Annotated in this window: 16 protein-coding genes; 8 read left to right on the forward strand and 8 right to left on the reverse strand. The window is 66.9% G+C overall.

What is annotated here, in order from left to right; translation table 11 throughout:
* The first annotated feature begins 28 nt into the window (after positions 1–28).
* From ACFXHA_RS24630 to ACFXHA_RS24650, 5 genes are all read left to right on the forward strand, one after another.
* The gene (locus ACFXHA_RS24630; RefSeq protein ID WP_379360515.1) at positions 29–943 is read left to right on the forward strand and encodes an esterase/lipase family protein; all 915 of its coding nucleotides are present in this window, start codon (positions 29–31) and stop codon (positions 941–943) included.
* A 126-nt stretch (positions 944–1,069) separates the two neighbouring features.
* Positions 1,070–1,777, forward strand: coding sequence for an ESX secretion-associated protein EspG (locus tag ACFXHA_RS24635; RefSeq protein ID WP_379360517.1), 708 nt, complete (start codon positions 1,070–1,072; stop codon positions 1,775–1,777).
* Positions 1,778–1,847: 70 nt separating this feature from the next.
* On the forward strand, positions 1,848–2,699 hold the full coding sequence (locus tag ACFXHA_RS24640) for a polyphosphate kinase 2 family protein (RefSeq protein WP_379360519.1): 852 nt from the start codon (positions 1,848–1,850) through the stop codon (positions 2,697–2,699).
* 162 nt (positions 2,700–2,861) lie between these two features.
* Positions 2,862–3,656, forward strand: a complete 795-nt coding sequence (locus tag ACFXHA_RS24645; protein WP_379360521.1) for a DsbA family protein — start codon at positions 2,862–2,864, stop codon at positions 3,654–3,656.
* The gene (locus ACFXHA_RS24650; RefSeq protein ID WP_379360523.1) at positions 3,656–4,222 is read left to right on the forward strand and encodes a vitamin K epoxide reductase family protein; all 567 of its coding nucleotides are present in this window, start codon (positions 3,656–3,658) and stop codon (positions 4,220–4,222) included. Before ACFXHA_RS24645 ends, ACFXHA_RS24650 begins: the two co-directional genes overlap by 1 nt.
* Here the strand turns inward: ACFXHA_RS24650 and ACFXHA_RS24655 are convergent.
* Both ACFXHA_RS24655 and ACFXHA_RS24660 read right to left on the reverse strand, forming a co-directional pair.
* Positions 4,219–5,214, reverse strand: coding sequence for a S1C family serine protease (locus ACFXHA_RS24655; RefSeq protein ID WP_379360525.1), 996 nt, complete (start codon positions 5,212–5,214; stop codon positions 4,219–4,221). The two genes, ACFXHA_RS24650 and ACFXHA_RS24655, sit on opposite strands and share 4 nt — an antisense overlap.
* A 180-nt stretch (positions 5,215–5,394) precedes the next feature.
* Entirely contained in the window at positions 5,395–6,132 is a 738-nt protein-coding gene (locus ACFXHA_RS24660) for a ZIP family metal transporter (RefSeq protein WP_379360527.1), read from the reverse strand.
* 106 nt (positions 6,133–6,238) lie between these two features.
* On the opposite strand from ACFXHA_RS24660, the gene ACFXHA_RS24665 reads away from it, so the two are divergent.
* Together ACFXHA_RS24665 and ACFXHA_RS24670 are read left to right on the forward strand one after the other, a co-directional pair.
* Complete coding sequence (locus ACFXHA_RS24665) at positions 6,239–7,291, forward strand: NAD(P)-dependent alcohol dehydrogenase (protein ID WP_379360529.1); 1,053 nt, start codon at positions 6,239–6,241, stop codon at positions 7,289–7,291.
* A gap of 150 nt (positions 7,292–7,441) precedes the next feature.
* Positions 7,442–7,693, forward strand: coding sequence for a hypothetical protein (locus tag ACFXHA_RS24670; protein ID WP_379360530.1), 252 nt, complete (start codon positions 7,442–7,444; stop codon positions 7,691–7,693).
* A 98-nt stretch (positions 7,694–7,791) separates the two neighbouring features.
* On the opposite strand, the gene ACFXHA_RS24675 is transcribed toward ACFXHA_RS24670, so the two are convergent.
* The 4 genes from ACFXHA_RS24675 to ACFXHA_RS24690 all read right to left on the reverse strand — a co-directional run bounded on the left by ACFXHA_RS24675 (position 7,792) and on the right by ACFXHA_RS24690 (position 9,523).
* Positions 7,792–8,007, reverse strand: coding sequence for an antitoxin (locus ACFXHA_RS24675; protein WP_379360531.1), 216 nt, complete (start codon positions 8,005–8,007; stop codon positions 7,792–7,794).
* Positions 8,008–8,060: 53 nt separating this feature from the next.
* A complete protein-coding gene (locus tag ACFXHA_RS24680) occupies positions 8,061–8,441 on the reverse strand; it encodes a VOC family protein (protein WP_379360533.1) in 381 nt (126 codons plus the stop codon).
* A gap of 97 nt (positions 8,442–8,538) precedes the next feature.
* Positions 8,539–9,243: a helix-turn-helix transcriptional regulator gene (locus ACFXHA_RS24685; RefSeq protein ID WP_379360535.1), complete on the reverse strand. Its 705-nt coding sequence runs from the start codon at positions 9,241–9,243 to the stop codon at positions 8,539–8,541.
* A 31-nt stretch (positions 9,244–9,274) separates the two neighbouring features.
* Positions 9,275–9,523, reverse strand: coding sequence for a hypothetical protein (locus tag ACFXHA_RS24690; protein ID WP_379360537.1), 249 nt, complete (start codon positions 9,521–9,523; stop codon positions 9,275–9,277).
* Between ACFXHA_RS24690 and ACFXHA_RS24695 the strand changes: the two genes are divergently transcribed.
* A complete protein-coding gene (locus tag ACFXHA_RS24695; RefSeq protein WP_379360539.1) occupies positions 9,522–10,367 on the forward strand; it encodes an SDR family NAD(P)-dependent oxidoreductase in 846 nt (281 codons plus the stop codon). The two genes, ACFXHA_RS24690 and ACFXHA_RS24695, sit on opposite strands and share 2 nt — an antisense overlap.
* 74 nt (positions 10,368–10,441) lie before the next feature.
* Here ACFXHA_RS24695 and metE read toward each other — a convergent pair whose 3' ends face one another.
* Positions 10,442–12,757, reverse strand: a complete 2,316-nt coding sequence (metE, locus tag ACFXHA_RS24700) for a 5-methyltetrahydropteroyltriglutamate--homocysteine S-methyltransferase (RefSeq protein ID WP_379360541.1) — start codon at positions 12,755–12,757, stop codon at positions 10,442–10,444.
* 207 nt (positions 12,758–12,964) lie between these two features.
* On the reverse strand, positions 12,965–13,837 hold the full coding sequence (locus tag ACFXHA_RS24705; RefSeq protein WP_379360543.1) for a 3-hydroxybutyryl-CoA dehydrogenase: 873 nt from the start codon (positions 13,835–13,837) through the stop codon (positions 12,965–12,967).
* Positions 13,838–13,876: the final 39 nt, after the last annotated feature.

Genomic DNA, 13,876 nt, shown 5'->3' on the forward strand with positions numbered 1-13,876 from the left:
CGACCGGCACGAGATCCGGGAGTACCCCATGCGATTGGCCGCCCGCTGCCTCGCCCTCGCCATCCTGTCCACCGCCGCGATCGCGGGACCGGCCACGGCCGACCAGCCCGATCCGTCCTACAGCTATCTCGGCGGGCTGGCCGCCGAACTCACCGCGCCGGGGCAGGCGCCGCCCGGCGCGAACGACTGGTCGTGCAAACCCAGTGCGGCGCATCCGAATCCGGTGGTGTTGCTCCACGGACTCGGCAACCAGACGGTGGGTTGGAACACGCTGTCGCCAGTCCTCGCCAATGCCGGGTACTGCGTATTCAGCACCACCTACGGCACCGGGGCACTCGGCGATGTCATGAGCGCGATCGCGCCCATCGCCGACAGCGCGCAGCAGATCTCCGACTTCATCGATCGGGTGCGCGCCGCGACCGGCTCCGAAAAGGTCGATCTGGTCGGCCATTCGATGGGCGGGGCGGTGCCGTTCTACCTGCTGAACCACCTGGGCGGCATTCCGAAGATCGATCACTATGTGGCCCTGGCCGCCCCGTTCCACGGGTCGACGGTCAGCGGCGCCGCGAGCCTGCAGTTGCTGCTCGAAGCAACCGGGATCGGTACCCAGCTCATCAACCAGTGCGGCCCTTGCGAGCTCTCACCCGGTTCGAAGGTCGCCATCGATCTGAACGCGAATGCGGCCATCGCGCCGGACATTCGGTTCACCACGATCGTGACCCACTACGACGAGATCGCCACTCCGTGGACCACCGGCCTGCTCGACGGGCCGAATGTCGACAATGTGGTGCTCCAGGACCTCTGCCCGACCGATTACACCGAACACAATGAGCTGACCGCGGATCCGATCGCCGTGCGCCTGGTGCTCAACGCCCTCGACCCCGCGCACGCCGAACCCGCCTCCTGCACAGTGGTACTGCCCTTCGTCGGACCGGTTCGATAGCCGATGACTATGCGAGTGCTCCAGGTCACAGATGCAGCCGACTGGTGACAGCCAGCACCCGCAGAAACTCTCCGGTAGGGTCGCGAGCGGGACGGAGGTGGTACCGCAGAAAGGGGGGTCGGCCCCATGAAATGGATCCTGACCCCGGACGAGTTCGCGATGATCTGGACCCGCGAAACCGCTCTGGCCCGCCGTCCCTACCCGCTGGACACGTCGCCCGCGGCACTCGGGAACACCGACGGCACAACACGATTCACCACTCCCCCGTGGGGCGCTCCGCCACCGCGCTTCCTGCGCCGCACCGATCCGGAGCTGGCCGCGGCACTCGCGCTGTGCGCCCGCACCGACACCACCACGGTCACCCTCTACGGCGAGCACACCACCGGCCCGCGGGCGCGGCGCATTCTCGCCTTCGCGGCGGTGGCGCAGCAGCGCGCGGGAATCCTGGTCTCGCTGCCGGACACGGTGACCGTATCCCTGTGTCCCGCCGATCAATTGGGTCGCGAACTGGTGGAGGTCATCGGCTCGGCGCCGCCGGGACAGCTGGAACCGTTGCGGGAACCGCAGCAGGCGGTGCTGTATCCGGACGCCACCGGCACCGGGGAGGAGGCCGACCGCTTCCGCCGCAAACTGCGTGAACCCGTGGATGGGCGCGGATTCATCACCGTCACGGTCGAACCCGCGAATCCGCTGTCCCCGCCGACCCGGCATCGGACCTGGCTGGATTTCTCCGGTGACGGCCGCTACCTGCTCACCACGGCCGCGGACCTGACCCTGACACCGGTCACCGACGAGGAACTGGCCGCGCAACTGGTGCAGCTGGCACGGGTCTGATCCCGCTGCCGTGCGGTCCGATTCGGCCCGGTTGCCTGCGGGAAACCGCGACCCGTGCTAACCATGACGGATGGCGAAGGCGACATCCTGGTCCAAACCGGTCACCAAGGCCCTACGGGCCGATGGCGTACAGGTGAACGATCTGAATACATCCGCGACTCCGGGCTTCAAGGGCGACAAGAAGGCCGGTGAACTGCTGCTCGCCGAACGGGGCGCGGTGCTGTCGGAGCTGCAGGAAAGGCTCTACGCCAACGGCCGTTCCGGCGATACCCGCAGCGTGCTGCTGGTGTTGCAGGGCATGGACACCGCGGGCAAGGGCGGCATCGTGCGGCATGTGATCGGCTCGGTGGACCCGCAGGGCGTGGATCACGCGGCCTTCGGGGTGCCGACCGCCGAGGAGCGGAAACACCACTACCTGTGGCGGATTCGCAAGCAGTTGCCGCGCGGCGGCCAGCTCGGCGTTTTCGACCGCTCGCATTACGAGGACGTGCTGGTGGTGCGCGTGCACGACATGGTGCCGCCGGAGGTGTGGGGCAAGCGCTACGACGAGATCAACAAGTTCGAGCGCAAGCTGGTCGACGACGGCACGGTCGTGGTGAAGGTGGCCATGTTCGTCTCGCTCGACGAGCAGAAGAAGCGGCTGCAGCAGCGCCTGGAACGGCCCGACAAGTACTGGAAGTTCAATCCGGCCGATATCGACGAGCGCGCTTTCTGGCCGCAGTACCAGGAGGCGTACCAGGCGGTCCTGGATCGCACGAACACCGACTACGCGCCCTGGTACGTGCTGCCCTGCGATGCCAAGTGGTACGCGCGCCTGGCCGTCACCGAACTGCTCATCGACGCGCTGCAGAGTCTGAAGCTGGACTGGCCGGCCGCCGACTTCGATATCGCCGAGCAGAAAAAGCGGCTCGCCCAGGCGTGATTCACACCCCTAGGGGTGAATTTTCGCCGTCGTGCACGGAAAATCGCTCGTCGTGGCGGCACCGGGCGCGACTCGGCGTACCCCGATGCAGGTTTCTCTCAGGTTCTCGGGTGAAGATGGGCGCGCACGTGTCGTGACAACGGAAGGCGTGGTGAGCTCAGGGTGAGCAAGAAACCGACGGGTCAGAATCCGCTGGCGAAGGCGGCTCAGGCCGACCGCAATCGGAAGATCCTCATCCAGGTGGGCGTGGCCGTCGTGCTGCTCGGTCTGATCGCCGGTATCGGCATCACACTGGCCGTGCGCAAGCACAACAACGACAAGGCCGAGCCCGCCAACACCTTCCACTGGGATGCCGCGCAAGGCGCCCTGGTCCCGCCGAACCTCACCCCGGACGGCGCCATCCGCATCGACAACACCGGCGTCCCCGCGCCCGCGGGCAAGCAGAAGGTGGCGGTCCGCGTCGTCGCCGACATGCAGTGCCCGGCCTGCGACATGTTCGAGAACTCCAATGCCGACGCCCTGAAGAAGGCCGTCACCAGCGGCCAGGCGGTCGTCGACTACAACATCATCTCCTTCCTGGACCGGGCCTCCAACGGCAACCAGTTCTCCACCCGCGCCGGTGCGGCCGCCTACGTGATGTACGAGGCCGACCCGACCAAGTTCCAGGGCTGGCTGGCCGCCATGTACCAGAAGCAGCCCAAGGAGAACGGCAACGGCATGAGCGACGACCAGCTCATCCAGATCGCCAAGGACGCCGGATACACCGATCCCGCTGTCGCCCAGGCCATCAAGGACGGCCGCTACGTGCAGTGGATCAAGACGCAGACCAACGCGGTCTTCGCCACCGGCGTGAAGTCCACCCCCACGGTCTACGTGAACGGCACTCAGGTCCAGGATCCGCAGGCGCTCATGACCCCCGGCGGCATGACCGCGGTGATCGATAACGCGGCCAAGTGATGATCTCGGCGGGACCGCGGTCGGCGTGGCCGCTGCTGCTCGGCGCACTGCTCGGCTGGGGTGCGTCGGTGACGCTGCTGGTCGAGAAGTTCAAGTCGCTCACCGAGACCAACTACAAGCCGATGTGCACCATCGACGCGACCATCTCGTGCACCACGGTCATGGAAGCGAAATCGGCGTCGATGTTCGGATTCCCCAATCCGATCATCGGCGTGATCGGCTTCTCGGTGTTCGTCACCATCGGTGTGCTGCTGGTGGTCGGAATCTCGTTGCCGCGCTGGTTCTTCGGCGGCATGTGGCTGGGACTGCTGGTCGGCATCGCGGCCATCGGCTGGCTGGTCTGGGACGCGACCTTCGAGATCCACGCGCTGTGCCCGTGGTGCATGGTGGTGTGGGCGGTGACCCCGGCCATGTTCGCCATCGTGACGGGACTGCTGTTCGGCCGCTCGCGTGGACTGCTGCAGATCCTGGTGGAATGGCGCTGGACGCTGATCGCCATCTACTACGCGATCATCATCCTGACCGTGTACATCCAGTTCCAGTCCTACTGGAACAGCAAGCTCTAATTCGGCGGGCCCACGGTGAGCGTCACGCTCACCGTGCGGTGCCCGCCCTCGGCGTCGCTGACCTCGAGCCGCACCACATCGTCCGGTTTATGGGCGTTGAGTGCGGCTTTCAGCATTTGTGAGCTGGTGATGGGCCGGTCGTCGAGGGCGGTGATGGTCTCGCCGTCCACGATTCCGGCGGTGTAGGCGGGCAGACCGTAGATCGACACGTCGACGTGCGCGCCGGTCGGCTGCGCGTCCGAGGTGAGGATGCCGAGAGTGGCGGTAGGCCCGACATGCACGGTGTCGGTGGGGGTGCCGGAACGGATCTGGCGGACCACGTTCATGGCGGTGTCGATGGGCACCGCATAACCGTTGGGGCCCTTGCCCAGCGCCTTGGACATATCGCCCGAGGCGGCGGTGATGACGCCGATCACCGCGCCGAAGCGGTCCACCAGCGCGCCACCGGACTGCCCGGCGGCGACCGCGGCCGAGACCTCGATCATGCCGTGCAGCGACTTTCGCGACAGGTCGGCCGCATTGCGGGCCACGATGGCCGAATCCAGATTGGTGATCGGACCGCCCACCGCGGTCGGCGAACCGGTGCCGCCCGCATTGCCGATGGCCAGCACGGCATCACCCAGGTGCAACAGGGCGGAGCTGCCGATCCGGGCGACGGGCAGGCCGTCGGCACCATTGAGATCCAGCAGCGCGATATCGGCGTTGGAGTCGTAGCCCGCGACGGTGGCCGTGTAGCTCACGCCGGTGCCGACATCCGAAACCGTCACGGTGTCAGCGCCTTTGATGACGTGATGGCTGGTGAGGATCTCGCCCCCGGCGGTCAGCACGATGCCGGATCCGGCCGCGCCCAGGCCGTAGGGGCGGATGCCCGCGGTGATGTTCACCAGTGCCGGTTCGGCGACCCGGGAGACCAGATCGACGTCCAGCGGCGGTAGCGACGGGCCGATCAGGCTGGCGGTGGTGGCGTCGTCGGCGAAGAGCCGGCGTGGCAATTCGCCTCGGTAGCAGAGGAATCCGGTGCAGCCGACAATCGCGGCGAGGAACAGAGCGAACAGTCGACCGCCTCTGTGCTGAAGGCGAGCATGGCCTCGGCGTCTACCGTCGTCCACGGACCCTCCCGACTTGCCGATCGCCCGTCGGCTCGAGCTGTACCTATTCGGTGTACCAGTATTTCAGTGGCTCAGGGCGGCAACGAACAACATGAAGACCACACCGGCCAGTGTGCACAGCAGGGGTCCCTTCGAGGGTTTGCCCGCATGTGCCTCGGGCAGGATATCGGCCGTGGCGAGGTAGAGCAGGAATCCCGCGAAATAACCGAGATACAGGCCGACCAGTTCGATCGGGACCTTGACCAGGGTACCGATCACCGCGCCGACCACCGGGGCGATGGCGTCCAGCAGCAGCATCACCATGGCCCGCTTGCGGGCATTGCCGTAGAGCGTGGTCAGGGTGAAAGTGTTGAAGCCGTCGGCGAAGTCATGACAGACGACCGCGATGGCGACCGCCGCGCCCACCGCCGCCCCGGCCTGAAAACCGAAACCGATACTGAGACCGTCCAACACGCTGTGGAAGATCAGCCCGCTCGCGGCCAGCAGACCCAGCGAGCTGAAATCATGTCCATGCTGGTGAGCGGCGTATTCGTCCTCATAGCCGGTGTGGATGGCCAGCGACCGCTCGATGATGTGGACGGTGAAGAAGCCGACCACCGCGGCCAGCAGCGGCACCGGCACGGCGAGCACGATCCGATGATCGGCCTCCAGCGATTCCGGCATCAGATCGAAGGCCACCACGCCGAGCATGACGCCCGCGGCCAACCCCAGCACCAGGCGCTTGCGATCGCCGATGCGAGCCGCCAGCAGCCCGCCGATCAGGGTCGCGCACATCGAGAACAGCGAGATCAGAATCGCCACCGTGCCAGCATGCCGAGCGTTTGCCACCGGATCGGCACGCCGCGCCGAGCATGAGATATCCGACCACGGTTGGTGATCGTGGGCATGCGGGAGTAGGCATGACTGCATGAGCACTGCTGCCGCATATGCCGTTTCCGCCCCAGACGGGGCCTTCGAGAAGATCGCCATCGAACGCCGCGAGGTCGGACCCCACGATGTGCTGATCGACGTCAAATACGCGGGCATCTGCCACTCCGACATCCACACCGCCCGCAATGAATGGCACGGGACCGCCTACCCGTGCGTGCCCGGCCACGAGATCGCGGGCATCGTCGCCGCCGTCGGCTCCGAGGTGACCAAGCACCAGGTCGGCGATCGAGTCGGCGTGGGCTGCATGGTCGATTCCTGCGGCACCTGCGAACCCTGTCAGGCCGGGGAACAGCAGTACTGCACCAAGAACCTGGTCTGGACCTACAACAGCCGGGTCCCGGTCGAACAGCAGACCGGCGGATACACCCTCGGCGGCTACTCCACGCAGGTCGTGGTGACCGAGGGCTTCGTGCTGTCCATTCCCGAAGGCATCGCGCTCGACGAGGCCGCGCCGCTGCTGTGCGCGGGCATCACGCTGTTCTCGCCGCTGCGGCACTGGAATGCCGGGCCCGGCAAGAAGGTCGCCATCGTCGGCATGGGCGGGCTCGGGCACGTCGGCGTGAAGATCGCCGCGGCCATGGGCGCGGAGGTCACGGTGCTGAGCCACTCGCTGTCCAAGCAGGAGGACGGGCTGCGTTTCGGCGCGCACCACTACTACGCCACCGGGGACCGGGCCACCTTCAAACAGCTACGCAGCTCCTTCGACCTGATCATCAACACCGTGTCGGCGGATCTGCCGATCGACGACTACCTCAAACTGCTCAAGCTCGACGGCAGCCTCGTGGTCTTGGGCCTGCCCGATAAGCCTTATGCCGTCAAGGCTTCCACGCTGGCGGGCTTCCGGCGCTCGCTGTCCGGATCGATGATCGGCGGCATTCCGCAGACCCAGGAAATGCTGGACTTCTGTGCCGCGCACGGCATCGGCGCGGAGATCGAGGTGATCTCCGCCGACCGCATCGACGATGCGTACGACCGCGTGGTCGCCTCGGATGTGCGCTACCGCTTCGTGATCGACACCGCCACCATGTGATGCGCCGCCGGAGTGTGTTCGCGCCGTTGTGTCGGCGCGGACACACTTCCAGCGTCTGCGGGCGAACAGAGATTCCGGCCGCCGATCCGCACCATTGTCTTACACGGGAAACAACCACCCGAACCCGTGAAAGACCAAGGAGCAGATCACATGTCGACCATTGCCAAGCGTCTGGTGACCATCACCGCCGCCGCGCTGTTCGTCCTCCCGGTGGGCGCGGGCATCGCCGCCGCCGCGCCGGCCGGGACGGGCATCGCCCACACCGACCACGACGACGACTACTGGTACCACTACTACTGCGACCGCGATAACTTCGGCTTCAACTGGGACTACTGCTGGAGCCACTACCACGATCGCTACGACCGGGAGCACAATCGCGACCACAACCGCGACCACTGGTGACCGGTCTGCGACGAGAGTTCTTGTCGCAGTAGCGGATCCGGCGGCAACGCCGCCGCCGGACGCTCGATGACGAGCCCTCCGCTACTGCCCCGTGCTCGCTACTGCCCCGCCTGCTCGTGCAATGCCTTCTTCGCGGCTTCCTGGACCTTGTCCACCGCGGCCTCGAACTTCCCGTCGGTCTGCTGGTCGATCAGATCGCCGGCCTTGTCGATCAACGGCTCCAACTTGTCGGCGTGCTGTCCCGCAAGCTCCGCCGCCTTGCCCGCCGCATCCTTCAACTGGTCGAACATGCCCACGATCCACACTCCTGTCATCGAAAATGCTTCGCTGACAGGCTAACCGCGCGGACCAGCGGAACCGCTGCCGCTCAGTTCGCGGGCGGCGGGCTGAAGATGCCGAAGCGGTTGCCGGAGGTGTCGAGGATCTCGGAGAAGACCAGGCCGTTCTTGGCGGTCACCGGCTGCACGAACACCTTGCCGCCGGCCTTCTCGGCCGCGGCCAGGATCTCCGGAACGTCCTGCACAAGTACATAGAAGATGGCGGTGTTGTCCGAGTCGTCGTCCTTGTGGGCGATGCCGCCCGCGGGCATTTCGCTGCCCGGGTAGGTGACGATGTCGTACTTGCCGTCCTCATCCGGGTCCGGGGCGAAGTTCCAGCCGAAGAGTTCCTTGTAGAACGCCTTCACCTGCTCCGGCTCATCGCTGTTGACCTGGAACCAGGCGACGGTGTTGAAGGGCGGAGTGCTCATCTGTATCTCCCGAAGAGTGGTGGTGGATTCCCTTGCCCCACCACGATCTCGCCGCTTCGCGACAACCCCCTGTCGGTGTTTCCGGACCGTTTTCCGGCTATCCGAGTGAGATCATCCGGATCTCGTGCACCGGCTCGGCCGGACGGCACATGTCGATGGTCCGCTCCGGCCCGGTCCACTCCGTCAACTCGATGGCCTTCATCCGATCCAGCCGGAAATTGCGCGGCTCGTCCCGCAGCCGGCACCAGGCCACCAGGTACCAGCCGTTGATGCCGTGCAGCAGCGCCACCGGCTCCACCGCACGCTCGCTGAGCACCCCTGCCGCGTCCAAATATTCGATGCGCAGCACCCGCCGGGCCACGACCGCCTGCTCGACCTCCGGCGGGATCGGCATCGGCGCGATGGCTTCGGGTCCCTCCATGATGTGCACCCGCTGCGCCAATCGCTCTGCGGCGTCGGCGTTCTGGCGTGACATGGCGGCCAGAATCTTGCGCAGCGCGCTGCGCCCGGCCGCCGCGAACGGGCCGTCGCCCGCCCGCGCCACCGCGACCCCGAGCGCCACCACCTCGGACGCCGTGAAATTCAACGGCGGCAACGACATGCTCTTCTCCAGCGCATACCCACCGCGGCGACCCACATCGGCGTAGATGGGCACCCCCGACTGCTGAAGCGCGCTGATATCCCGCTCCACCGTCCGCACACTCACCCCGTGCCGTGCGGCCAATTCCCGTGCGGTCTTGAGTCGCGGCGCCACCGCCCGCAACTCCTCGACGATCGCATAGAGCCGATCCGTGCGGTTCACGCCAACACGGTAACGCCCCCCACCGACAACCTCAGTTCCCCGACTTCCAAGGCGGGTCCTGATGAGCCTGATCCCCCTTCTGGTTATAGCTGTCGTACCACTGCTTCTCGGTCTCCGGATCATCCACCGGCTGATCGCTCTTACCCGTCGGGTCCATGGTCAGTCCCTTCTCGAAAACCTGTGGACCACACGATAATCCGCACTTCGTGACCGGATCATGACGAGCGGGCCCGAATCCGCGGGGAATATCCGGGCCATCCCGATCGATGGCACTGGTCATGAGCGACTACGAGATCTCCGGGCTGAAGGACCGCACCGTACTGATCACCGGCTCCACCGACGGCCTGGGCCGGTACCTGGCGACCCGTCTCGGCGCGGCCGGGGCCCGGGTGATCGTGCACGGCCGCGACCGCGACCGGGCCGCGGCGGTGGCCGCCGAGATCACCGCCGCGGGCGGTCCGGAGCCGTGGGTGATCATCGCGGACCTGTCCCGGCTCGCCGAGGTGGATCGCCTGGCCGACGAGGTCGCCGCCCGCACCCCGCGCTTGGACGTCCTGGTCAACAATGCCGGCATCGGCTTCGGCAACCCGGGCGCGCCCCGCGAGCTGACCGCCGACGGTATCGAATTGCGCTGGGCCGTCAACTATCTCGCCGCCGACCGGCTCGCCCGCCGCCTGCTGCCACTGCTCACCGCGGCCGCCCCGGCCCGGATCGTGAACGTGGCCTCGCTGGGACAGCTGGAGCTCGATTTCGACAATCTCGCGCTGGACCGCGGCTACGACGGTGTCACCGCGTACCGCCGCAGCAAGCTCGCCATGATCATGTCCACCATCGACCTGGCGGCCGAGCTGTCGGGCACCGGCGTCACGGTGAACGCCCTGCACCCCGCGACCTTCATGGCCACCACCATGGTCACCGAATCCGGTGTTGCCCCGGTGAGCACGGTCGCCGAGGGCGGCGAGGCCACCCTGCGCCTGATCGCCGACCCAGCGCTGGCGGGCACCACCGGCGCGTTCTTCAACGGCCGCAACCTGTCCCGGCCGCTCTCCCAGGCCGAGGACGCGCAGGCCCGGCGGCAATTGCGAGAGGCAACCGACGCCACCCTCGCGGCCGCCCTGGGCTGAGATCCGCCGAGACAGCGAAAACCCCGGTCCGATCGTTGGATCGAACCGGGGTTCCGGGTGTAAGCGCTACTGCCTCAGGCGGTTTCGCCTGCTGCGGCCTCGGCGCGGCGGCGGACGCGGCGGGCGGCCGCGACCAGGTTGCGCAGGGACGGGTCGAGCTGCCAGTGGTGGCGGGTCTTGAGGCCGCCGTCCGGGTTGGCCCACAGGCGTTCCGGGGTGACGGCTTCGGCTGCGGCGGTGAGGAGTTCGTCCAGCTCGTCGATGTCCGGGATACGCGCCGAACGGGATTCGTAGACACCCGGGCCGACGCCGTGGGTGAGGCCGCGGCCTTCGGCGCAGTCTTCCTTCAGCGCTTCCAGCACCCATTCGATGGAGCGGGTGGCGACGATGGCGGTGACGTCGGCGTCGAGTTCCTCGATGGCCGCGACCACGTCACCGCGGCTGGAATAGCCGATGTGCGTGTGGATCTGGGTTTCCGGCTTGACGCCGGAGGTGGCCAGTTTGAACGCGCCGACGGCCCAGCGCAGGTATTCGGCCTGGCCCTTCTTGCGCAGCGGCAGCAGTTCGCGGATGGAGGGCTCGTCCACCTGGATGATGGCGATGCCCGCCTTCTCCAGGTCCACCACCTCGTCGCGAATGGCCAGCGCCACCTGGTCGGCGGTCTCGTAGAGCGGCTGGTCCTGGCGCACGAAGGAGCGGGCCAGCATGGTGACCGGGCCGGTGACCATGCCCTTGACCGGCTTGTCGGTGAGCGACTGCGCGTAGGCGGTCCACGACACCGACATGGCCTCGGGCCGCGCCACATCGCCGTACACGATCGGCGGTCGCACGCAACGGGATCCGTACACCTGCACCCAGCCGAAGTGGGTGGTGGCGAAGCCGTCCAGCTGTTCGGCGAAGAACTGGATCATGTCGTTGCGTTCGTGCTCGCCGTGCACCAGCACGTCCAGGCCGATGTCCTCCTGCAACCGGATGCTGGCCTCGATCTCGGCTTCGATGCGCTTGCGGTAGTCGTCGAACGACACCCGGCCCTGGCCGAGGTCGTGGCGCGCCTGCCGGGCGCCCGCGGTCTGCGGGAAGGAGCCCAGCGTGGTGGCGGGCACCAGCGGCAGCCGCAACTTGGCCTGCTGCGCCAGCTTTCGCTTCTCGTAGGGCTCGCGCACTCGCATCTGCGGGGTGACGGCGTAGACGCGCTGCCGCACCGCGTGCTTCTGCTTGAAGTGCACCGAGGTGGGCCGCTTGCGCCACTTCTCCGAGGGGCCCTCGGTGAGCGCCTTGGCCAGCGAAACCACTTCCAGGACCTTCTGTTTGGCGAAGGCGAGGCGGTCGGCGACGGGACCCTCGAGCTCGTACTCGACGAGCACGTCGTAGGGCACGTGCAGCAGGGTGGACCCGGTCGACACCACCATGTCGGGGCAGACCTGGGCGAGCTTGTGCAGGTATTCCAGCGTCACGTACCGGTCGGCCCGCCACACATTGGTGCCGCTGATGACGCCCGCGTAGAGGCGCTTGCGCCGGATGCCGGGGATCTTGGCCAGTTCCTCGGGCACCACGCGGTGGCTGGACAGGTCCAGGCCGATCGCCTCCACCGCGGTGCGGCACAGGATTTCGATGGCCGGACCGAAGTCGCCGTACTGCCCGGTGACCAGCATGCGCGGGCGCAGCGGAGCCTTGGACAGCTGCTGGTAGGTCTTCTCGAACAGCTCCATGGTGGACGGCGAGCGGTCGCTGGTGAAACACGGCTCGTCGAACTGCACACAGGTCGCACCGCGCTTGGCGAGGATCTCGAGCAGTTCCTCGTACACCGGTAGCAGCTTGTCCAGTAGCACCAGCTTGTCGAATTCGGTTTCGCCGGGAACGTGTCCGGTCTTGGACAGCAGCAGCAGCGACAGCGGGCCGAGGATCACCGGCCGCAGTTCGATGCCGGCGGCCTTGGCGCGGTCGAATTCGTCCAGCAGGGCTTCGGGGTGCAGCGAGAACTCGGTATCGGTCGCGAGTTCGGGCTGCCGGTAGTGATAGGGCGTGTTGAGCAGCTTGACCAGCTCGAGCGGCGGCAGATCCGGCCGGCCGCGAGCCATCAGGAAGTAGAAGTCCAACGGGTCCAAGCCTTCTCGATAGGCCTCGAACCGCTTGGGGACCGCGCCGAACAGCAGCGCGTTGTCCAGGACATGGTCGTAGAAGGAGAAGGTATTGCCGGGGACCTGCGTCAACCCGGTGGCTGCCAGCTCGCGGTACTGATTCTCCTGAATATCGCGGCCGACCGTGAGGAGTTCGTCGCGCGACAGGGTGCCGTGCCAGTACGACTCCAACGCGCGCTTGAGTTGCCGGTGCTCGCCGATTCTCGGGTAACCCAGGATGCTGGATCCGAACCCGTCGGTGACGTTGACCATCTGAACGGACACTCCTTCCGAGCTGCCGGTCCCGAACGACCTGATTGCAGCTTATGCCCGGTTGCGGTGGACGCCGCCACATGCCCTGCGGCGCGCACCTTGGAGAAAAAGACGCTCTAGCTCTCGAGTGAAAACTCGGTGAAAAGACACGATGCGCCCACGCGACCACCCGCGTGAGCGCATCGAAACGCCATGGAAAGGCTCAGATCACGCGCGGTTGTACTGGTAGAAGCCCGCTCCGGCCTTCTTGCCCAGCAGCCCGGCCTCGACCATGCGCGACAGCAGCGGAGGCGCGCTGTACAGCGGCTCCTTGAACTCGTCGTACATGGAGTCGGCGATGGACTTCACGGTGTCGAGGCCGACCAGGTCGGTCAGCGCGAGCGGGCCCATCGGGTGGGCACAGCCCAGCACCATGGCCTTGTCGACGTCTTCCTTGGTGGCGAAACCGGATTCGACCATCCGGATGGCCGAGAGCAGGTACGGCACCAGCAGGGCGTTCACCACGAAGCCGGAGCGGTCGGCGGAACGCACGACCTGCTTGCCCAACACGTCGGCGGCGAACTGCTCGGCGCGCTTGGTGACGGACTCGGTGGTCTTGAGTGTGGTGACCAGCTCGACCAGCGGCAGCACCGGCACCGGGTTGAAGAAGTGCATGCCCACGACCCGCTCGGGGAGATTCGTGGCCACGGCGATCTTCATGATCGGGATGGAGGAGGTGTTGGAGGCCAGCACCGCGTTCGGATCGGTGACGACCTTGTCGAGTTCGGCGAAGATCGCGGTCTTCACGTCCTCGTTCTCCACGACGGCCTCGACCACCAGCTGGCGGTCGGCGAAATCGCCGAGGTCGCTGGTGAAGCGCAACCGCCAGGCGGCCTGCTCCCGCTCCCGCTCGGTGATCTTGCCACTGGAGACGCCGCGGTCCAGCGACCGCAGAATGCGGCTGCGACCGGCGGCGGCGAGCTCACGGGTCTGCTCGAACACGAGCACGTCGACGTGTGCCCGGGCGCAAACCTCTGCGATACCCGCGCCCATCTGTCCGGCGCCGATAATGCCCACGCGCTGAATCTTCTCGTTGCTCACGTCCCGCTCCTGCTGTTTGGCCGTCGTGGCTGTGGGTGA

The organism is Nocardia sp. NPDC059240 (genome assembly GCF_042753865.1).
GTDB lineage: Bacteria > Actinomycetota > Actinomycetes > Mycobacteriales > Mycobacteriaceae > Nocardia.

Coding starts and splice junctions, on each gene's coding strand:
- ACFXHA_RS24690 (WP_379360537.1), bottom strand. CDS start 9,523: ATGACCAGTGCCATCGATCGGGATGGCCCGGATATTCCCCGCGGATTC.
- ACFXHA_RS24630 (WP_379360515.1), top strand. CDS start 29: ATGCGATTGGCCGCCCGCTGCCTCGCCCTCGCCATCCTGTCCACCGCC.
- ACFXHA_RS24665 (WP_379360529.1), top strand. CDS start 6,239: ATGAGCACTGCTGCCGCATATGCCGTTTCCGCCCCAGACGGGGCCTTC.
- ACFXHA_RS24675 (WP_379360531.1), bottom strand. CDS start 8,007: ATGACAGGAGTGTGGATCGTGGGCATGTTCGACCAGTTGAAGGATGCG.
- ACFXHA_RS24670 (WP_379360530.1), top strand. CDS start 7,442: ATGTCGACCATTGCCAAGCGTCTGGTGACCATCACCGCCGCCGCGCTG.
- ACFXHA_RS24680 (WP_379360533.1), bottom strand. CDS start 8,441: ATGAGCACTCCGCCCTTCAACACCGTCGCCTGGTTCCAGGTCAACAGC.
- ACFXHA_RS24650 (WP_379360523.1), top strand. CDS start 3,656: ATGATCTCGGCGGGACCGCGGTCGGCGTGGCCGCTGCTGCTCGGCGCA.
- metE (WP_379360541.1), bottom strand. CDS start 12,757: ATGGTCAACGTCACCGACGGGTTCGGATCCAGCATCCTGGGTTACCCG.
- ACFXHA_RS24635 (WP_379360517.1), top strand. CDS start 1,070: ATGAAATGGATCCTGACCCCGGACGAGTTCGCGATGATCTGGACCCGC.
- ACFXHA_RS24695 (WP_379360539.1), top strand. CDS start 9,522: ATGAGCGACTACGAGATCTCCGGGCTGAAGGACCGCACCGTACTGATC.
- ACFXHA_RS24640 (WP_379360519.1), top strand. CDS start 1,848: ATGGCGAAGGCGACATCCTGGTCCAAACCGGTCACCAAGGCCCTACGG.